The organism is Streptosporangium subroseum, from assembly GCF_900188345.1.
Classification (GTDB): domain Bacteria; phylum Actinomycetota; class Actinomycetes; order Streptosporangiales; family Streptosporangiaceae; genus Streptosporangium; species Streptosporangium subroseum.
In genome coordinates this window covers 1-17,596 of the sequence record NZ_FZOD01000006.1, presented here as the reverse complement: position 1 = coordinate 17,596, position 17,596 = coordinate 1, and the positions used below count along the sequence as shown (strand labels likewise).

General features: G+C 69.2%; 13 protein-coding genes. 6 read left to right on the top strand and 7 right to left on the bottom strand.

The window, feature by feature from the left end:
* Positions 1 to 63: 63 nt before the first annotated feature.
* Positions 64 to 909 (top strand): NAD(P)H-binding protein, encoded by an 846-nt coding sequence (locus CHC08_RS08070; RefSeq protein ID WP_089206567.1) that lies wholly within the window; start codon positions 64 to 66, stop codon positions 907 to 909.
* Positions 910 to 1,066: 157 nt separating this feature from the next.
* Here CHC08_RS08070 and CHC08_RS08065 read toward each other — a convergent pair whose 3' ends face one another.
* Together CHC08_RS08065 and CHC08_RS08055 are read right to left on the bottom strand one after the other, a co-directional pair.
* Entirely contained in the window at positions 1,067 to 2,176 is a 1,110-nt protein-coding gene (locus tag CHC08_RS08065) for a ricin-type beta-trefoil lectin domain protein (protein WP_089206566.1), read from the bottom strand.
* 1,496 nt (positions 2,177 to 3,672) lie between these two features.
* Positions 3,673 to 4,296, bottom strand: coding sequence for a TetR/AcrR family transcriptional regulator (locus tag CHC08_RS08055; RefSeq protein WP_089206564.1), 624 nt, complete (start codon positions 4,294 to 4,296; stop codon positions 3,673 to 3,675).
* A 48-nt stretch (positions 4,297 to 4,344) separates the two neighbouring features.
* On the opposite strand from CHC08_RS08055, the gene CHC08_RS08050 reads away from it, so the two are divergent.
* Positions 4,345 to 5,298 carry an NADP-dependent oxidoreductase gene (locus CHC08_RS08050; protein WP_089206563.1) on the top strand — a complete coding sequence of 318 codons (954 nt, stop codon included), beginning with the start codon at positions 4,345 to 4,347 and terminating at the stop codon, positions 5,296 to 5,298.
* Positions 5,299 to 5,314: 16 nt separating this feature from the next.
* Here the strand turns inward: CHC08_RS08050 and CHC08_RS08045 are convergent, their stop codons facing one another.
* The gene (locus CHC08_RS08045; protein ID WP_089206562.1) at positions 5,315 to 6,211 is read right to left on the bottom strand and encodes an alpha/beta fold hydrolase; all 897 of its coding nucleotides are present in this window, start codon (positions 6,209 to 6,211) and stop codon (positions 5,315 to 5,317) included.
* Positions 6,212 to 6,330: 119 nt separating this feature from the next.
* Between CHC08_RS08045 and CHC08_RS08040 the strand changes: the two genes are divergently transcribed.
* Entirely contained in the window at positions 6,331 to 8,307 is a 1,977-nt protein-coding gene (locus CHC08_RS08040) for an AfsR/SARP family transcriptional regulator (protein ID WP_089206561.1), read from the top strand.
* Between the two features lie 84 nt (positions 8,308 to 8,391).
* Here the strand turns inward: CHC08_RS08040 and CHC08_RS08035 are convergent, their stop codons facing one another.
* Positions 8,392 to 9,132 (bottom strand): alpha/beta hydrolase, encoded by a 741-nt coding sequence (locus CHC08_RS08035; RefSeq protein WP_089206560.1) that lies wholly within the window; start codon positions 9,130 to 9,132, stop codon positions 8,392 to 8,394.
* Between the two features lie 414 nt (positions 9,133 to 9,546).
* Between CHC08_RS08035 and CHC08_RS08030 the strand changes: the two genes are divergently transcribed.
* Positions 9,547 to 10,098 carry a TetR/AcrR family transcriptional regulator gene (locus CHC08_RS08030; protein WP_089206559.1) on the top strand — a complete coding sequence of 184 codons (552 nt, stop codon included), beginning with the start codon at positions 9,547 to 9,549 and terminating at the stop codon, positions 10,096 to 10,098.
* A gap of 662 nt (positions 10,099 to 10,760) precedes the next feature.
* The gene (locus CHC08_RS08020; RefSeq protein WP_089206558.1) at positions 10,761 to 11,159 is read left to right on the top strand and encodes a VOC family protein; all 399 of its coding nucleotides are present in this window, start codon (positions 10,761 to 10,763) and stop codon (positions 11,157 to 11,159) included.
* Between the two features lie 71 nt (positions 11,160 to 11,230).
* On the opposite strand, the gene CHC08_RS08015 is transcribed toward CHC08_RS08020, so the two are convergent.
* Together CHC08_RS08015 and CHC08_RS08010 are read right to left on the bottom strand one after the other, a co-directional pair.
* A complete protein-coding gene (locus CHC08_RS08015) occupies positions 11,231 to 11,983 on the bottom strand; it encodes an SDR family oxidoreductase (protein ID WP_089206557.1) in 753 nt (250 codons plus the stop codon).
* A gap of 204 nt (positions 11,984 to 12,187) precedes the next feature.
* Positions 12,188 to 12,949 (bottom strand): class I SAM-dependent methyltransferase, encoded by a 762-nt coding sequence (locus CHC08_RS08010; RefSeq protein ID WP_245878206.1) that lies wholly within the window; start codon positions 12,947 to 12,949, stop codon positions 12,188 to 12,190.
* 66 nt (positions 12,950 to 13,015) lie between these two features.
* Here CHC08_RS08010 and CHC08_RS08005 point away from each other — a divergent pair, with 66 nt between their 5' ends.
* Positions 13,016 to 13,585: a CGNR zinc finger domain-containing protein gene (locus tag CHC08_RS08005; protein ID WP_089206555.1), complete on the top strand. Its 570-nt coding sequence runs from the start codon at positions 13,016 to 13,018 to the stop codon at positions 13,583 to 13,585.
* Between the two features lie 207 nt (positions 13,586 to 13,792).
* Here CHC08_RS08005 and CHC08_RS08000 read toward each other — a convergent pair.
* On the bottom strand, positions 13,793 to 17,596 hold a 3,804-nt coding region (locus CHC08_RS08000), incomplete at its 5' end, for a CARDB domain-containing protein (protein WP_089206554.1).

Here is a 17,596-nt window from a genome sequence, read left to right as displayed (position 1 = left end):
GTCAGCTAACTCAGTCGGGAGAAAATTCCCGGCGCAAGTGATCGCAATCAATGGGAGAAGTTCATGATCGTAGTAACCGGGGCTACCGGCAACGTTGGGCGACCGCTCGTGCAGGCACTCGCGGCAGCCGGTGAGCAGGTGACGGCGGTATCCCGAGGGGTCTCGGATGCGGCCGTACCGGAGGGTGTCCGGCACCGGCAGGTGGACCTGGCCTCCCCGGAGAGCCTTCGGCCCGTTTTCGACGGCGCCGACGCGGTGTTCCTCCACGACGGCGGTGCCGGCGTGCACCTTCTGAGCCCCCAGGGCATCCTCGACGTCGCGAAGGCCGGCGGCGTTCGACGGGTCGTCCTGCTGTCCTCCCAGGGAGTCGTAACCCGACCGCAGTCGCCCTCCCATGGGCGCATGGGACGGTCCATCGAGGACGCCATCCGGCAGTCGGGCATGGACTGGACGATCCTGCGGCCCGGTGGCTTCGCCTCCAACGCCTTCGCGTGGGCCGAGACGATCCGCACGCGGCGCACGGCCGCCGCACCGTTCGGCGATACCGGGCTGCCGTGGATCGACCCGGCCGACATCGGCGAGGTCGCCGCGGCGGCCCTGCGCGAGGACGGTCACGCCGGGCAGGCCTACGAGTTGACCGGGCCCGCCCTCAGCACGCCCCGGCAACGAGCCGAGGCGATCGGCGACGCGCTCGGCGAGCCGGTCCGGTTCATCGAGCAGACCCGCGACGAGGCCCGCGCGCAGATGCTGCAGTTCATGCCCGAGCCCGTGGTCGAGACCACCCTCGACATCATCGGCGAGCCCACCCCCGCCGAGCAGCGGATCAGCCCCGACGTCGAACGGGTCCTCGGCCACACGCCCCGCACATTCGCCGAATGGGCGGTCCGCAACGTCGCCGCCTTCAGATGACCCACCCGAGGTGACGTTCCCCACCACCGTGACCGTCGGCGCGGGCGTCACCTCGGGCATGATCGCCCAGGCGGCGGCCAGGCCGGTGTTCCCGGCCGGCCTCGTGCTCAGCGTCGGCGGCCCGCGCGGGGTGCGCCGCTCCCCCAGGCGTACGCGGTCATCGCACGGACCAGCGTTGCGCGTTGGTGCCGTTGCAGGTGTACAGCTGCACCAGCGTCCCGTTCACGGTTCCGCTCGCCGCCACGTCGAGGCATTTGCCCGATCCGGTCCCCACGACGGTGCCACTCGCGGTGAACGTGAACTTCTGCGCCGCCGTGCCGTTGCACGTCCAGATCTGGATCTTCGTGCCGTTGGCCGTGCCGTTGGCGTTCACGTCGAGGCAGCGGTCGCCGTAGACACGTAGTTCACCGGCCGCGGTGCGGGTCCAGCGCTGGTTGGTCCCGCCGTGGCAGTCCCAGATGTGTATCTGCGCGCCGGCGGTGGTACTCGCCCCGGAGACGTCCAGGCAGCGGTTCGCCTGCGGGTTGGCCAGCGAGACGGCGGTGCCGACCGGCGGTACGGACACCTGGGTGAGGCTGCCGGGCACGGACTGCAGCGCGGAGAACCAGCGCGCCGCCATCTTGTCGTAGCCACCCGCGTTCGGGTGGAGACCGTCGGCGAGGTCGGCGGTGGTCAGCGCGGAGTGCATGTCGACCAGATGGGTCATCGGCCCCTTCTGCGCGACGATGCCGGGGACGGCGGCGTTGAACCCCTGGATCCGCGACTCGAACGCCGGGTCGGCGGCCGGCGTGACCTGCGCGACGAAGAGTTCAACGGTCGGCGCGTTGGCCCGGATCTTGTCGATGAGCGCGGATAACCGGGCCGGCGCGTTGGCGATGTCGTAGTTCTGGCCCATGTCGTTGGTGCCGATGTGCAGCAGGATGGTGCGCGGGGTGTAGTTCTGCAGCCAGCCGACGATGTTCGCGTCGAGCTGGTCGATCCGCCACCCCGAGTGGCCCTCGTGGTCGTGGTCGCCGAGACCGGCCGGCCCGTTGAACCCGGATCCGACGAAGTCGACCGTGTGCCCTCCCGAGACCATCCGCTGCCACAGGTTGACGCGGTAGCCACCGGGCACGTTGAACCCGTCGGTGATGGAGTCACCAAGCGGCATGACCCGTACGCCGCCGTTCGACTCGGCCTGCGCCGGCGTGAACGGCGCAACCGTCAACCCGGCGGTGAGAACAAGCGCGAGCCCGGCGGCACAGAGCCGCCTGAAGTTCCATCGCATAGCTGATCCTTTCGTCTGCACCGTCCCGGAGGCGGACCTCAACGGACCGTTACGGCGGGAGCCGTCACGGCGGGAAAGGACCTGCCGCGGTAGGGGTGGGTGCGTCGTTCAGGGGGGTGGAAAGGTCTGCTGTCGGTCGGTGCGGTCCCAGCTCAGAGGTCGCGCGGCCCGAGTTCGTCGTGACCGGCACGCCGATCTTGCCGGTCACCGGGAACGTGAAGCATGCCATGCCCGGGCGAGCGGTGGCGGTCAACTCGGTCGTGACCCCGTCGTCGGGCGCAACCGTGTACGCGCCGGAGCCGGCCGGCTCCGCGCCGTGGGAGAGGTTCGACGTCGCGGTGCCGTCGACGGCACCGATGGCCGGTCGGATCTGGATGAGGGCGGACGTGATGGGGCGCGCGCCGTGTGCCTCCTACGGGGGTGACAACGCCTGTCAGATCTTGATCGTTCGTTGGGGGGTCAGGGCGACATCATCTCGACGAGAGCAATCGATCGGATAATCGGACGGGCGTAACCCGCTGTCAATAGAGATCACCGATGTTTCTTTCTCTCCACAGGTCACGGCCTTGGCTTCGATATCGGAAGGAGGCCGAGAACGGCTCGGTAAAGATTACGGGCGGATCACAGCGGCCGGACCGGCTTTGATGACAGCGGCTGTAAACGGCGGCCTTCAGGCGGCCCCGTGCGGTGCGCCATCGTCAAACGCCAACGGCGCGGACCCGTCCCGTGAACGACGTGAACCGCATCGCCGCGCTTTTCTCCCGAGAGCGGCGACAGCATCTTCACCCGCGAGGCGATCCCATGACCGGCCGACGGACAATGCGGGGTCAGGCAGCCCGTCAAGGCGGTGCGCGGCGGCGACTCCGTCCTCGGACAGGGCGAACGATCACGATGCCGGCGACCTCGCCCATCTCTGTAACGACCCCCCATCAGACTTCTGACCTGCACCGATCCGCTACGCTCGACCCGAAGAACCGCCGCGGAGGCCAGGTCACGGTGCCATTCGGCGAGGTCACCCGCCCGCGGCAGAGCCGCTATTCGGAACACTCGGGCGACGATAATTCCTCGCGCATCACCGTGCACCGAGTTCACCAAGGTTGCGCTTTCGCAGGGATTTCAAATAATGGACAGACGAACATTTTCCAAGGCGGTCGTCGCGGGAGCGGTATCGGCCTCGATGGCCGGTCTCTCAACCGCATCGGCTTCGGCGGTCACGCACGGCACATCCGCGGGTAGCTCAGAGCCATCGCCGGGACTCGGGCCAGTCCACCACGTACGCACGGACCTGCTTGACATCGCCTACCACGAGGCCGGGCCGCCCGACGGCAAGGTCGTGATTCTCACCCATGGGTGGCCCTTCAGCCCTGACGCCTATCTCGAGTGAGGAGCGACCGAACGCTCCGTGGGGACGGCGCCCCGTTGAGAAACGGGAGCGCCGGCCGGAGACGCCGTCCCCGGCTCGTCGACACGATCGCCGATGCCCGGCGCCGTGATCACTACCCCCTGGAGAGAGGCAGCCGGACGGCCGGCGGAAGCGGCATCGGGACGGGGCTCGCCTGGAACGACTGGATCATCAGGGCCGCGAAGCGGCGCGACGCCGCCACCCTCATCTCGGGTGACTCGGCGCGGATGCCCTCGTTCGCCATCAGCGCCAGGCTGATGTCCTCCAGCACAAAATCCCCCCGCAAGGAGCCCGCTTCCTTCGCGCGCCGCACCAGTTCGAGCAGCATACGCAGCGTGCGATCACGGTCCGCGGCAAGGCCGGCCGCCTGGGGAAGCGGCGAGGTGAACGCACGGGCGAAGCCTCGGTCGAGGGCGTGCACCTCCATGAGCTTCTCGATCACCAGGCAGAACCCGTTCCACGGGTCGCCCACCGCCAGCCCCTCCTTCACGACCGTCGAACAGGAGGCCATCTGCTCGGCGAAGGCCTCGGCCATCAGCGCTTCCTTGGTCTGGAAGTGCCTGTAGACGGTCGCGACACCGACCTCGGCGCGCCGGGCGATCTCCCGGATCGGCACGTCGAGCCCCTCGGCGGCGAAGGCAACGCGAGCGACCGTGAGGATGCGCCCGCGGTTGTCGCGGGCGTCCGAGCGGAGCTTCGTTATCACTTGGGCCGTCACCGCTCTCACTTTAGCTAAACGGACGGGGTGTTCCGTTACGTTCGGCCCATGAGAGCAGTTCAATTCACCGAGTACGGCCCGCCCGGCGTTGTGCACGTCGCCGAGGTGGAGGCACCGCACGCCGGACCGGGCGAGATCCGCATCGCCGTACGGGCCTCCGGAATCTCCCCCGGGGAGACGTACATCCGCTCCGGGACGCTGCGTGACGTGGTGCCCACGACGTTCCCGTATCGGACCGGATTCGACGCCGCGGGCGTGGTGGACGAGGTCGGCGACGGCGTCACGGGCGTGAGTATCGGCGACGAGGTGTTCGGCATGACCGATTCGGCCGCGCGCGGCGCCAACGCCGACTTCGCGGTCCTGGCCGCCTGGGCGCCCAAACCGGCCGCGTGGAGCTGGGAGGAGGCGGGCGGCGCCGCGGGCGCCGTCGAGACGGCCACCCGGGTCCTAGACCGGCTCGCGGTCGGCGCCGGGCACACCGTGCTCGTGCAGGGCGCGGCCGGCGGGGTGGGCACCATCGCCGTCCAGTTCGCGGTCGCCCGCGGCGCCACCGTCATCGGTACGGCCAGCGAGCACAACCACGACTTCCTGCGTTCCCTCGGCGCGGAGCCGACGACGTACGGGACGGGGCTCGCCGAACGGATCCGCGCGCTGGCACCGGCCGGCGTGGACGCGGTGTTCGACTGCGCCGGAGGGACGCTGCCAGACCTCGTCGCCATCGCCGGCGACCCGGCGCGCGTGGTGACGATCGCCCCCGACTTCACCGCGGCGGCCCACGGCGTACACATGTCGCACGGAGCGCCGGCCGACGAGACGGGCGCGGCCGTGGGAGCCTCCGCCGACCCGCTGGCGTTGCACGGCCTCGCGATCGCGGTCACCCTCGTCGGCGAGGGCCGGCTGAGAATGCCGGTCGCGGCGGCGTTCCCGCTTACCGAGGCCGCCGCCGCGCACGAACTGAGCGAAAGCCGCCACGCCCGAGGAAAGATCGTGCTGGTGAACTGAGAGGAGTGCCCGGCCGCTACCCCTTCTCCCCGCCCGAGCGGGTGAGCAGGTCTCGAAGGGCCTTGGCGATGTCGGCGGGGGCTTCCTCCGCCATGAAGTGACCGCAGGTGACGGTGCCGTGTCGCAGGTCGGATGCCCAGGTCTCCCACAGCGCCGCCGCGTCGAAGCCGAGGGCGGCGCCCCAGTCCTGCTGGAGAACGGTGACCGGCATCCCCAGCCGGTGACCGGCGTCCCGGTCGGCCTGGTCGTGGTCGACGTCGATGCCCGCGGAGGCACGGTAGTCGGCCACGATCGAGGGCACCGCGTCGCGGCAGGCGTCCAGGTAGGCGGCGCGGACATCGGCGGGGATCGCCTGGGGGTCGTTGGCCCAGATGTCGAGGAAGTGGCCGAAGAAGGCGTCCGAGCTGGCGGCGATCATCTGCTCGGGCAGGCCGGGGGGCTGGGCCATCAGATAGAGGTGGAAACCGACGGCGGCGCTGGCACCGTGCATCACCTTCCACATGTCCAGGGTCGGCAGCACGTCGAGGCTGGCCAGGTGGGTGATCTTCTCAGGGTGATCGAGTCCGGCGCGGATGGCGACCAGGGCGCCGCGGTCGTGCCCGGCCAGCGCGAAGCGCTCATGCCCCAGCTCACGGGCCAGGGCGACGATGTCGGCGGCCATGGTGCGCTTGGAGTAGGTGGCGGGACCGGTCTCGGCGGGTTTGTCGCTGGCGCCGTAGCCGCGCAGGTCGGGGCAGATCACGGTGTGGTCGGCGGCGAGGTCGGCGGCGACGTGCCGCCACATCAGGTGGGTCTGCGGGAAGCCGTGCAGCAGCACGATCGGCGTGCCCGAGCCCCCGACGGCCGCGTTCAGGAACACGCCGTCGGCGACGGGGACGCGCCGGTAGTCGAAGCCGGCGATGGATGGCGTCATGATTTTGCTCTTTTCCGTGGGTGAGCAGGTGTCCCCCAGCCTGCCGGGCGCGAATGAGCATCGAATGAGCGCGCTATATCGTGGCCGGGGGGCGATGCCCCGGAAAGGGTGGTCAACGGGTGCGGGTCGTGTTCGGAGTGCTGGGGCCGGTGACGGCCTGGGACGGCGCCGGGGGTGCGATCGCGCTGAAGGGGCCGCGGCACCGCGCGGTGCTGGCCCGTCTGATCGTCGCCCGCCGCCGCGTCGTCCCGGTCACCCGTCTGGTCGAGGACCTGTGGGCGGATCCGCCGCCGGACGCGGTGGGCGCGGTGCGTACCTTCGTGTCCGCGCTGCGCCGTGCGCTGGAGCCCGAGCGCCCGCCCCGCACCACGGCCCGGCTGCTGGTCACCGAGGGGCCGGGGTACGCGTTGCGCGCGGAGCCGGACACGGTCGACGCCTGGCGCTTCGAACGGGCGGTGACCGCCGCCGCGACGCTGCCCCCCGAGGATGTGCTCGCACGGCTGGAAGAGGCGTTGGGGTGGTGGCGCGGGCCCGCCTACGCCGAGTTCGCCGACGAGGCCTGGGCCCGTACGGAGCGGTCCCGCCTGGCGGAGCTGCGGCTGCGGGCGGTCGAGCTCCGGGCCGAGGCGCGGCTGGCCCTGGGCCTCGCGGCCGAGGCGGTGCCGGATCTGGACGCGCACGTGGCCGAGCACCCCTGGCGTGAGGACGCCTGGCGTCTACTGGCCCTCGCCCTGTACCGCACCGGCCGCCAGGGCGACGCGCTGGCGGTGCTGCGCCGGGCCCGAACGCTCCTGGTCGAGCAGCTGGGAGTGGATCCGGGCCCGGGACTGCGCCGTCTAGAGGCCGACATCCTCGACCACGCCCCCCACCTCGACCCCGCCGCCGCCCCGGACGGAGCGGCGGGACGGGTGTGGGCGCAGGCGGCCGCCGCCTACGACAGCGCCGTGCCGTCCGGTGCCCGGGCCCGGCTGGAGTCGACGGTGAGTCTGCTGCGCAACCTCGCGGTGACCGGGGGCGGCGGTCTGGAGGCGGCCCGCCGGCACCGGGTGGCGGCCATCACGGCGGCCCAGGAGATGGGCGACGCGCAACTGACCGCCCGGGTGATCGGCGCGTACGACGTCCCGGCGATCTGGACCCGCTCGGACGACCCGGAGCAGGCGGCACAGATCGTGGCGGCGGCCGAACGCACCCTGGGCGTTCTCCCGCCCGGTGCGCACGAGGCGGCGCGGGCCCGCCTGCTGGCCACGATCGCCCTGGAGTCGCGCGGCACCCGCTCGGAGCGCGGCCCCCAGGCCGCCCGGCAGGCAGAGGAGATCGCCCGGCGCCTGGACGATCCCGCGCTGCTGGTGTTCGCCCTCAACGGCGTGTTCATGCAGACCTTCCACCGGGCGGGGCTGGCACCGCGCCGGGACGAGATCGGCGCCGAGCTGGTCGCCCTGTCCGCCCGGCACGGCCTGGTCACCTTCGAGGTGCTCGGGCACCTCATCCGCCTCCAGGCCCGCAGCGCGCTCGCCGACTTCCCCGCGGCCGACGGGCACGCAGCCGCCGCGGACCTCCTGTCGGAGCGCCACGAGCTGCCGCTGGTGGGCGTGTTCGCCCAGTGGTACCGGGCGCTGCGGCTCGCCGCGGCAGGGCGGGCGCCGATGGCCGAGGTGGAGGCGGCCTACCGGGACGCCGCCGCGCGACTGGACGGCGCCGGCATGCCCGGACTGCGGTGCGGCGCGCTGCCGCTCGCGCTGCTCTGCCTGCGCCTGCGCCACGCGCTGCCCGCCCCGACTGACGAGCACATCGACTGGGGGCCCTACGAGCCGTGGGCCCGTCCCCTGGTGCTGCTGGCCAAAGGTCGCCGCGACGAGGCCGCGGCGGCGCTCCGCCAGGTCCCGGATCCACCCCGTGACCTGCTGTTCGAGGCCCTGTGGTGCCTCGCCGCGCGGGCGGCCGTCGCCGTCGGCGACCGGGAGACGATGGAGCGCGCCCACACCGAGCTCCTCCCCGCGGCGGCGGAGCTGGCAGGGGCGGGCAGCGGCCTGCTCACCCTGGGCCCCGTCTCCGAACACCTCGACGACCTCGCCGCCGCCCTCCGCCGCCCCCGGTGACCTCGCGCCGGTCGTCCGTGGCTCTCATCACCGTCTCCCACTGACCGCTGCCCTCGGTGAGCTCATACCGGTCGTCCGTGGCTCTCATGCCGCCTTCCGCTGACCGCCGTTCAGCGATGGGCGTGGGTCTTCAGCGCTGGTGAGTTCATCCCTGAGGAGCTGAGCCAGCGTGGAGGGCTGGGAAAGGAAGGGTGAGTGGGAGGCGTTCAGCCGCAGGGTCTTCCTGGCGCGCTGGGCGAAGAGTTCTTGGGCGAAAGGCGGGATGGCGTTGTCTGCTTCACAGATGATGTAGGTGCTGGGAATGGTCTGCCAGGCGACTGCCGTCAGTTCCTGTGTAATGGCGGCATAGGACTGGTAGCCCAGTTCCGCAGCTGCCTTCTCGGCGATGGCCGGGTCCACATCTCCATAGAAGACGCCGACGGGGCCTGCCACGGTCATGTAGTCGCCGACGCCCTCCGTCCGGTGGAGCTGCCACCACGGCGCAGAGTTGCCGCCCACGCTCGACAGCAGCGAGTCTCCGGCGTCGAGCTGGAATGCGGCGAGGTAGACGATGCTCTCGACGTTGGCCGTCCCGACGAGCGCCTGGGTAACGGGAACACCGCCGTAGGAGTGCGCGACGACGACCACGGGTCCATCGATCGCCTCGACTGCGGCCTTGATGGCGGCTGCGTCGGAGTACATATCGCCCAGGCTCTTGGGATCATCTCCGCACGAGGTGAGAGCGACGGTATGGACATCGATGTCCGGCATCTCATCGATGAGGAGTTGCAGATGCTCCGGCTTGTGCCATGCACCGGGCACCAGAAGCAGCGACGGCATGGTCATATGTGCCTCATATGTAGGAGAAGAAGGAGTACGCCGCAAAAACGATTCGCGGGGCCATCATGCAGCCTGTGCCACCTGGGCGTCCACGTGATAGATGTCACCTAACATCTATAACAGGCCAGCCCGACGGTCCTTCAGTTGTCCCATCACGCAACCAAATGATCCACTCAGGCCGGTTGCATGCGCATACGCCTCGGTCGCCGAGGCACTGACGACTGCGACCACCGGCCGCGCCTGCCCCACTCCCGCCGGTTCGAGGGTCGAAGCCGCCGCCCCTCTAACACCCGAGGGGCGCACAATACTCATAGATTTTAGCTGTAATATATCTTTCCGCACCGCACGACGGGCTCCCGACGCCTGGAATTGGTCCCCCGGCACGTCCTCGCCAGCAGCCGAAGTGATGAGGGATTGAATATGAGCCGAGTATCGCAAGCCGAGGCACAAGCCAATCGAAAGCGTGTGGTGGAATCCGCTTCACGACTCTTCCGCGAGAAAGGAGTGCCGAATGTGAGCGTCGCGGACGTCATGCAGTCGGTCGGTCTGACGCAGGGCGGCTTCTACAAGCAGTTCGCCTCCAAGGCGGCGCTCGTCGACGAGGCCGCAGCCAAGGCCTTTGCCGACATGGCGGGGTGTTTAGCGGCCTTGGACGATGACCACGGTGGACACGATGCCGCGTGGTCGTCGCTGATCGACTCCTACCTCTCACCCGAAGCACGTGACAATCCTGGCGATGCATGCCCAGCAGCCGGATTCGCCGGTGATTTTTCCCGAGACCCTGAATGGCACGACACTTACGCCGCCGGAGTTCGCGATATGGCCGGATGGATCGCTCCGGAGGACACCGGACTGGCGGCCCTGTCCACCCTCGTGGGCGCTCTCCTGCTCGCTCGAGCGACGGCGGGCTCCCCCATTTCCGAGGAGATCCTGCGAGCCGCGAGGAAGGCAGCAGTTCGACTGACCGGATGAACGGCCACGGATGCTCAACCACCATGGGAGCCAACGGCGGGAGCGGAGCCTTCACGATCTCGGAGTCACACCGCGATCATCTTGCTGGAAACGACCCAGCGTCACCACCGGATTCGTGACAGATCCATTCGTCTTACAGTCCCGGCCAGGCCGCCCCGAATCTTCTGCCGGTCAGCGTCCACCAAGTCAGGACTGCATGATGTGGTAGTCCGAGACCGGCCGGTAGCCGATGCGCTGCTAAAGCCTGTTGCTCGTCGAGTTCGTAAGATCAGCAAAACACCTTCGGCCGCAGCCACTTCACCGTCTCTTACTACGGCGCCAACATCTACCCGGAGAACATGCCCACCGGGCTGCGCTGGTTCGCCAAGTACCAGCCCTTCACGTCGATCATCGAGACGCTCGGAATCTGCTGATGGGCACCGCAAAACCGGGACTCGGCCGGCGGACGTCCACTCCGCTTCCACCCTGAGGACTACCGAGCCCGTCATGCTGTCGAATGCGGCATCAACCGGCTCAAACGCCACTGCGGCACCGCCGCCAGGTACGACAAACTCGCCGTCCGCTATGAGGTCAGCCTCCACATCGCCATCATCAACGGCTGGCTACTGACCTCACCTTAGGGCAGCCCCTAGGCTTCCTTGATCTTGTGACAAGATCGCGGGATGCTGCAATTCACCGATTTCATCATCGACTGCCCGGACACGATGAAGCTGGCAGCCTTCTACTCCGGGGTGACGGGACGCCCGATCAAGGAAGGCAGCCACGAGGACTGGGCCGGCATCAAGTTCGGCGAGGTCGAGCTGGCCTTCATCCGGGTGGACGACTACCGCGCTCCGCAGTGGCCCGACGGCGAGCACCCCAAGCAGTTCCACCTCGACTTCGAAGTGGACGAGATCGAGTCCGAGCAGCGCCGCGTCCTCGATCTTGGCGCGACGCTGCAGCAGGACTCCATCGGCCCCGACGGCTACGGCTGGCGGGTCTACACCGACCCGATCGGCCACCCCTTCTGCCTGTGCCGCAACAAGGGCGTCATCTGGACCGACCAGGGCCTGATGGCCTGATCTGACCCAAGCGCGACCAGGGCCTGCCTCAAAGCCGTCTGCCCTGCTGCGCGACGACTTTGGGACGTGCCCTAGCCACGGCCGACGAACGGCATCGCCGTCGCCATGACCGTCATGGACAGGACGTTGGCGTCGAGCGGCAGGCCCGCCATGTACAGGACGGCGCGCGCCACATGGTCGGCGTCCACGGTCGGCTCGACCGCGATCGAACCGTCGGCCTGCGGCACGCCCGCGCTCATCGCCGCGGTCATCTCGGTGGTGGCGTTGCCGATGTCGATCTGGCCACACGCGATGCCGTACCGGCGACCGTCCAGGGACAGCGACTTCGTCAGCCCGGTGATCGCGTGTTTCGTCGCCGTGTAGGCGATGCTGTTCGGCCGCGGGGTGTGCGCGGAGAGCGACCCGTTGTTGATGATCCGCCCGCCCTGGGGCCGCTGATCGCGCATCATCCGGAACGCCGCCTGAGCGCAGAGGAACGACCCCGTGAGGTTGACGTCCACGGTGGACCGCCACTCCTCGTAGGAGACGTCCTCCGGCGACGCGGACGGGCCGAAGGTGCCCGCGTTGTTCACCAGCAGGTCCAGGCGTTCGAACCGCCGGCCGACCTCCGAGAACAACGCCTGGACGGACTCCGGCCTGCCGACGTCGGTGGGCACGACCACCGATGTGGCGTCGCCCGCCAGCGAGTCGGCCGTCCGGTGGAGCGGCTCCTCCCGACGCCCGGCCAGCACGACCGACCAGCCGTCTCCGCCCAGCGCCTGGGAGATCGCCCTCCCCAGCCCCGACCCGGCTCCGGTCACCACCGCTACCCTGCCCGCACTCATCAGTTGTCTCTCCGTCCGCCGCTGCCGAACCGCCGCAACACATCATGCTCGGCGTTGACCGCGACCGTGGCCCCGTGGCCCCGTGGCGGACGGCGAGTTTGCCGGTTCGGCCGCGTTCGATCCGCCGGCGGCCGACCGTTCTCGGCTGCCGGTGTGGCCCCGCGGGGACTGCTCGCGCTCAGCGCGACGAGGGAAAGCCCGAGGTCAGCCGCGGACGGCGCAGAGGAGGCGGTTGTCGCCGCGCTGCCAGAGGGTGCCGATCTCGGTGAAGCCGGCGTCGCGGAGAGCGTCGACATGCGCGGAGAGCAGGGGGGACTCCGAACCGTGATGGTCGGCGCCCGCGGTGGTGCGCGCGGCATGGAGTTCGGCGAAGGCGGGATCGGCGGCGACCGCGTCCCACCACTGGCGCCAGTCCTCGGGGCGGTCGCCGGCGAACCTGCGCTCGGTCTCCCGGCTGTGCACGGCACGTTCGAGGTGGGCGACGGCCGGAGTGGCGTCGTCGGTCTCCATGTGGTCGCCGTTGAGCAGGAGTCCGCCCGGGCGCAGCGCGGCCGCCAGCTCGGCGTACATCTTCTGGAGGTCCGGTCCGGAGATCCAGTGCAGTGCGGTGGTGCTCACCGCGACGTCGGCCGGCCGCTCCAGACTCAGGGACTCGGTCCACCCGGGTGTGCGCAGGTCGAGGGAGACGAACCTGACATGAGGGTAGGCGGCCCGGCCGAGGCCGAGCAGCAGCGGGTCGGCGTCGACCGAGATCACCGTCGCCTTGGGCAGTCGCTCCAGGAGACGGGCGGACAGTGAGCCCGGTCCGCAGCCGAGGTCGATGACCAGCGGATCGGGACGGCCCATCGCTTCGACGGCGTCGATCAGCGCGGTGAAGCGCTCCTCGCGGTCGGGCAGGTAACCCTCCTGCTGGCGGTCCCAGCGCGTGATCCACTCAAGTGCGGCATCGTGAGTGAGCACAACCATCTCCTTGTGACCGTCGTTTAAGCTTGTGACAGTCACAAACTAAGACCCAAGGATGTAACTGGTCAAGTGGATTTCAACAGTCACGCCGACGCGATCGTCCGAGTGGCGACGGGTCTGGTCAACGAGCTGACCCCCGGGGAGAGACGAGGCCGCTCCTTCCCGCCGCCGCGCGATCTCGCCGCCGCCGCCACCGAGGGCCTGCGGACCGGCTACCCGAGTCACCGGGAGGTCACCGAGGTGGAGGCCGGTGAGCTCGCCGAGATCGCGGCGCGGCTGCGCGTGGTCTTCGACGCCCTCACAACGGGAGACGTCGACGCCGCCGCGTCGCAGGTCAACGACCTCCTTGAGGAGACCCGCGCCCGGCCGATGCTCGAACGGCACGATGGAGAGCCGTGGCACCTGCACTTCCACGGCCCCGGCGGCACCGTGGCCGGCGACTGGGCGGCGAGTTGTGCCACCGGGCTCGCGATCGTGCTGGGGAGCGAGTACCACGACCGTCTCGGCGTGTGTACGGCGCCGCATTGCGACCGGGTCTACGTGGACGTCTCCCGCAACGGCACCCGGAGGTTCTGCGGCACCGCCTGCCAGAACCGCGTCAAGACCGCGGCCTTCCGCTCCAGGGGCAAGGCCCCGTGAGCGCCGGGATCCCCGGGGCCGGGTGACGATGTGATCTTCCGGCCCGGCCCGACCCGGTCGCGACGCCGGGCGGATCATGCTGGATCAAAAAGACCGGCCATGGATGCGCTCCCGGTGGTTCTTCCACCGGGAGCGCATCACATGGCTGGTCGTCTTCGAGCGCCGAACCTCAGGTGAGCGTTCGTGCCGGAGCGGTTGCCGGAAGGGTTAACTGGCCGTGATCACGAAACCCGATCCCGGCTGGGTCACGATGTTGCCGGTGGCCGAGTTGGTGATGGTCACGTTTGTCAGCGTCGCGTTGCCGCGAGCGCCGCTCATGGCCAGGATGCCGGCACCGTTGTTGGACTTGTCGATCTTCACATTTCTGATCACGACGTTGGGCATGTTGCCGCCGCCGTTCTTGAACTGGATGCCGTCGTAGGTCGAGTCGGAGATGTCGGTGTCGCGGATGGTGACACCGGTGATGTCGCTGCTCGACGGGAACAACGTGATCGCGCCGAACTCCTGATCCTCGTTCCAGAAGACGCCGCCACCGCGGTAGATCCCGTTGTTGGCGATCAACGTGGTCCCCGAGAAGGGCAGGGGGCTGTGGTCGGTCGCCAGCATGATCGCCGGGTAGTTCATGGTGTCGTAGATCAGGTTGTTCTCGATCGAGTTGTCGTAGCCGCCGTAGATCGCGATGCCGTTCGCCCGCCAGGGCAGCTGGATGGTGTTATTGACGAAGTGGTTGTCGTGCGTGTTGTCGACGACCCGGTCCTTCACGGCCTGGTTGGCCCAGACCGCCAGGGCGTCGTCGCCGGTGGTGCGGAAGGAGGAGTTGAACACCCTCGAGTTGCGCGTGCCGTTGGTGAAGTTGATGCCGTCGGCGTAGGTGTTGCGGATGCGCATGCCGCTGAACTCGAGCCCGTCGCCGGGACCCCACAGGGCCGGGATGTTGTCGTAGTCACGGCCGACCCAGACACCCACGTTGGCGTGCTCGATCCACACATTGGAGATCTTGGTGTTCAGGCCGAACCGGCCGTTCAGGCCCACTCCGCCCTCGTCGTTGCCGTCTCCGCCGCGAATACGGCCCGAGCCGAAGATGGCGATGTCGGAGATCTGGGTGTTGCTGTCGATGTCGAAGCCGAAGTTGCCCTCGTGCGGGTGGTTGATGCCGCCCACCACGTCCTGCGGCTCGGTCAGGGTGTACAGCTGGGAGTGCCACATGCCCGCGCCGCGGATCGTGACGTTGCTGATGCCCACCTGGTTGAACTGACCCCGGTTCAGCGGGTCGTCGGTGAGGATCTTCTGCTCCTGGCGCCACTGCCCCGCCGGGATCCACACGCAGCTGATGACGCCGTTCTGGTCGTCGGTGACCGCCCGCTGGATGGCGGCCGTGTCGTCGAGCCCGTCATTGGGCACCGCGCCGTACGTCGTGATCGAGGTGCAACCGGCCGGCTGGCTCGCCGGGGGTGCCACCTGCTCGAGGTCGATCGTGTCGATGATGTAGAACGAGGCCGTGTCGGTGGCGTCGCGCTGCAGCTTGAACTTCGTACCTGCCGGATAGGTCGTCGAGAGCAGCGCGTTCGACTCGTCGAACAGCCGCCGGGCGTCGGCCTGGGGGGTGTTGGTCAGTGCTTCCGGGCCGTCGGTGTTCCCGTAGAGCCAGCTGTGGCGCGACGAGAGGGTCAGCTTCCGGGAGAAGGTGCCGTTGATGTACAGGCTGACGGTGGCCTCGATGCCCCCGCCGCCCGGGGCGTCGGGGATGGAGTTGCGCACCACGATCGAGTTGGAGGGGCTGGTCGAGGTGAACTCGACGAACTGCCCCGTGCTGTTCAGCCGCACCGACTGCCGGCCGGAGGACTCGGTGGCGAAGTTGGTGTGCCCGAAGGTGCGCAGCGGGTCGGCCGTGAGCAGGGTGCCCTGGTAGGTGGCGGCTTCGGCCTCGTAGGAGACCCACGGAACCGCTGCCCCGCGCCCGACCACGATCGCCTGCGAGAACGTGTTGTTGGTCTCGTTGGTCTCGGCGAGGACGTTGGTCGCATCGGCGGTGGCCGTGATGGTGGCCCCGCCGCTGGTCGCGGTCCAGCTGCCGCTGATGACCACGTTGACCGTCGCGCCCGCGGCGATCGACGGGGTGTTGGTGTTGAGCGTGGTGCCGCCCACCGTCACACGGGTGACCGAGGTCGCGCCCGTCGCGGTGATGCCGCGGTTGTTCACCGCCACGGTGAACGTGACCGCCGCTCCGACCGCCGGGTTCGGCGGGTTGGAGGCGACACTGAGGACCTGCAGGTCGGGGCCGGGAGCCTGCGCGACCACCAGCGACGACGGCGCGGTGAAGGTGTTGTTGGCCTCGTTCTGCTCGAAGACCGTGTTGTCCACGTCCACCCTGGCGCTGACCTCGTAGGTCCCCATGCCGCGGGTGCCGATGCTGTGGGTCACCGTGGCGGTGCCGTTGACGGCCAGGGCGGGGATCGCGACGGTGCCGGCCAGCGTGCCGCCGATGTAGAGGTTGATGCTGTCCGCGGCGGAGGCCGCCGTCCCGATGTTCCTGACCGTGGCCGACAGCGTGATCGCGTCGGTCTCGATCGGCGAGGCCGGGGTCCAGGTCAGAGCCGAGACCGTGAGGTCGGGGTTCGGAGCGGGGACGCCGATGACCTGGAACTCCGCGACCTGGCCGGCCGGTGAACCGGTGTTACTGGTGAACTTCAGCTGGACGTCGGCGACGGTGGCGTCGAAGGTGATCGTGGCCGTGTTGCCGGTCGCCGGGTTGAACGTGTAGTTCGCCGCCGACGCCAGGTTGGTGTAGCCGGTGGCGTTCTGCTCCCGGCCCAGGACCTGGATGTTCTGGGTACGGGTGCCCCACGAGCTGTCGGGGTTCAGCTTCACCACGACCGAACTGACGCTCGCGTTGGCGCCGAGCTTGACGGTCAGCGTGTTCGGGTAACCGGCGTTGCCCTCCCAGTAGGTGGCCGTGTTGTTGTCGTTGGCGTTGGCCGCGACAAAGGTGTGCACATGGCCGGACTCGACCATCTCCTTGCCCAGAGCCAGGTTCGACCCCGGAACGCTGGTGCCGGTACGCGTCACCGTGTTGCTGTTGGCCGAGACGTTGCCCGCGGCGTCCTTGGCCCGCACGAAGTAGGCCACCGTCGCACTGTCCGGCTGGGTGTCGGTGTAGGTCAGCACCCCCGCGCCCACACTGCCACGCAATGCGTTGTTGGCGTAGACGTCATACCCGGTCACCCCGACGTTGTCGGTGGAAGCGCCCCAGGCCAGACGGATCTGACCGCTCGCCGGCTGGGTGTAGGCCAGGTTCGACGGAGCGGACGGGTTCTGGGTGTCACCACCCGGCGTGCCGGTACGGGTCACCGTGTTGCTGTTGCCCGAGACGTTGCCCGCGGCGTCCTTGGCCCGCACGTAGTAGGCCACCGTCGCGGTACCCGGCTGGGTGTCGGTGTAGGTCAGCACACCGGCGCCCACACTGCCGCGCAGCGCGCCGTTGGCGTAGACGTCATACCCGGTCACCCCGACGTTGTCGGTGGAGGCACTCCAGGTCAGCCGGATCTGACCGCTCGCCGGCTGGGTGTAGGCCAGATTCGACGGGGCGGACGGGGCGACGGTGTCCACGGGGCCGCTCGCGCCGTAGACCTCGAACTCGGAGATCTGGGCGGCCGGCCAGCCGGTGTTACCGGTGACGTTGATCCGCACGTACCGGGCGCTGGTCGCGGTGAAGTTGATCGTCACCGTGTTACCGGTCGCCGGGTTGAAGGCATACCCCGCGGACGCGACGGTCGTGGTCGCAGGCGGGCTGGTCGTGCCGGTCAGCACCGACAGGGTCTGCGTCCTGGTCGCCCACGCCGTCGCCGGCGGCAACTTCAAGACGACCTGGTCGATGCTGGTCGCGGCTCCGAGGTCGATCTGGGCCCACTGCGGGAAGGCGTTGTTCGTGCTCTCCCAGTAGGTGCCGGCGTTGCCGTCGTTGAGGTTGCCGGCCCCGTAGACGTCGCTGACGCCACTGACCGTGGCCGTCTT

Excerpts from the sequence above, each read along its gene's own strand:
- CHC08_RS08070 (WP_089206567.1), top strand. The coding sequence starts at position 64 with ATGATCGTAGTAACCGGGGCTACCGGCAACGTTGGGCGACCGCTCGTG.
- CHC08_RS08065 (WP_089206566.1), bottom strand. The coding sequence starts at position 2,176 with ATGCGATGGAACTTCAGGCGGCTCTGTGCCGCCGGGCTCGCGCTTGTT.
- CHC08_RS08050 (WP_089206563.1), top strand. The coding sequence starts at position 4,345 with ATGAGAGCAGTTCAATTCACCGAGTACGGCCCGCCCGGCGTTGTGCAC.
- CHC08_RS08045 (WP_089206562.1), bottom strand. The coding sequence starts at position 6,211 with ATGACGCCATCCATCGCCGGCTTCGACTACCGGCGCGTCCCCGTCGCC.
- CHC08_RS08035 (WP_089206560.1), bottom strand. The coding sequence starts at position 9,132 with ATGACCATGCCGTCGCTGCTTCTGGTGCCCGGTGCATGGCACAAGCCG.
- CHC08_RS08030 (WP_089206559.1), top strand. The coding sequence starts at position 9,547 with ATGAGCCGAGTATCGCAAGCCGAGGCACAAGCCAATCGAAAGCGTGTG.
- CHC08_RS08020 (WP_089206558.1), top strand. The coding sequence starts at position 10,761 with ATGCTGCAATTCACCGATTTCATCATCGACTGCCCGGACACGATGAAG.
- CHC08_RS08015 (WP_089206557.1), bottom strand. The coding sequence starts at position 11,983 with ATGAGTGCGGGCAGGGTAGCGGTGGTGACCGGAGCCGGGTCGGGGCTG.
- CHC08_RS08010 (WP_245878206.1), bottom strand. The coding sequence starts at position 12,949 with ATGGTTGTGCTCACTCACGATGCCGCACTTGAGTGGATCACGCGCTGG.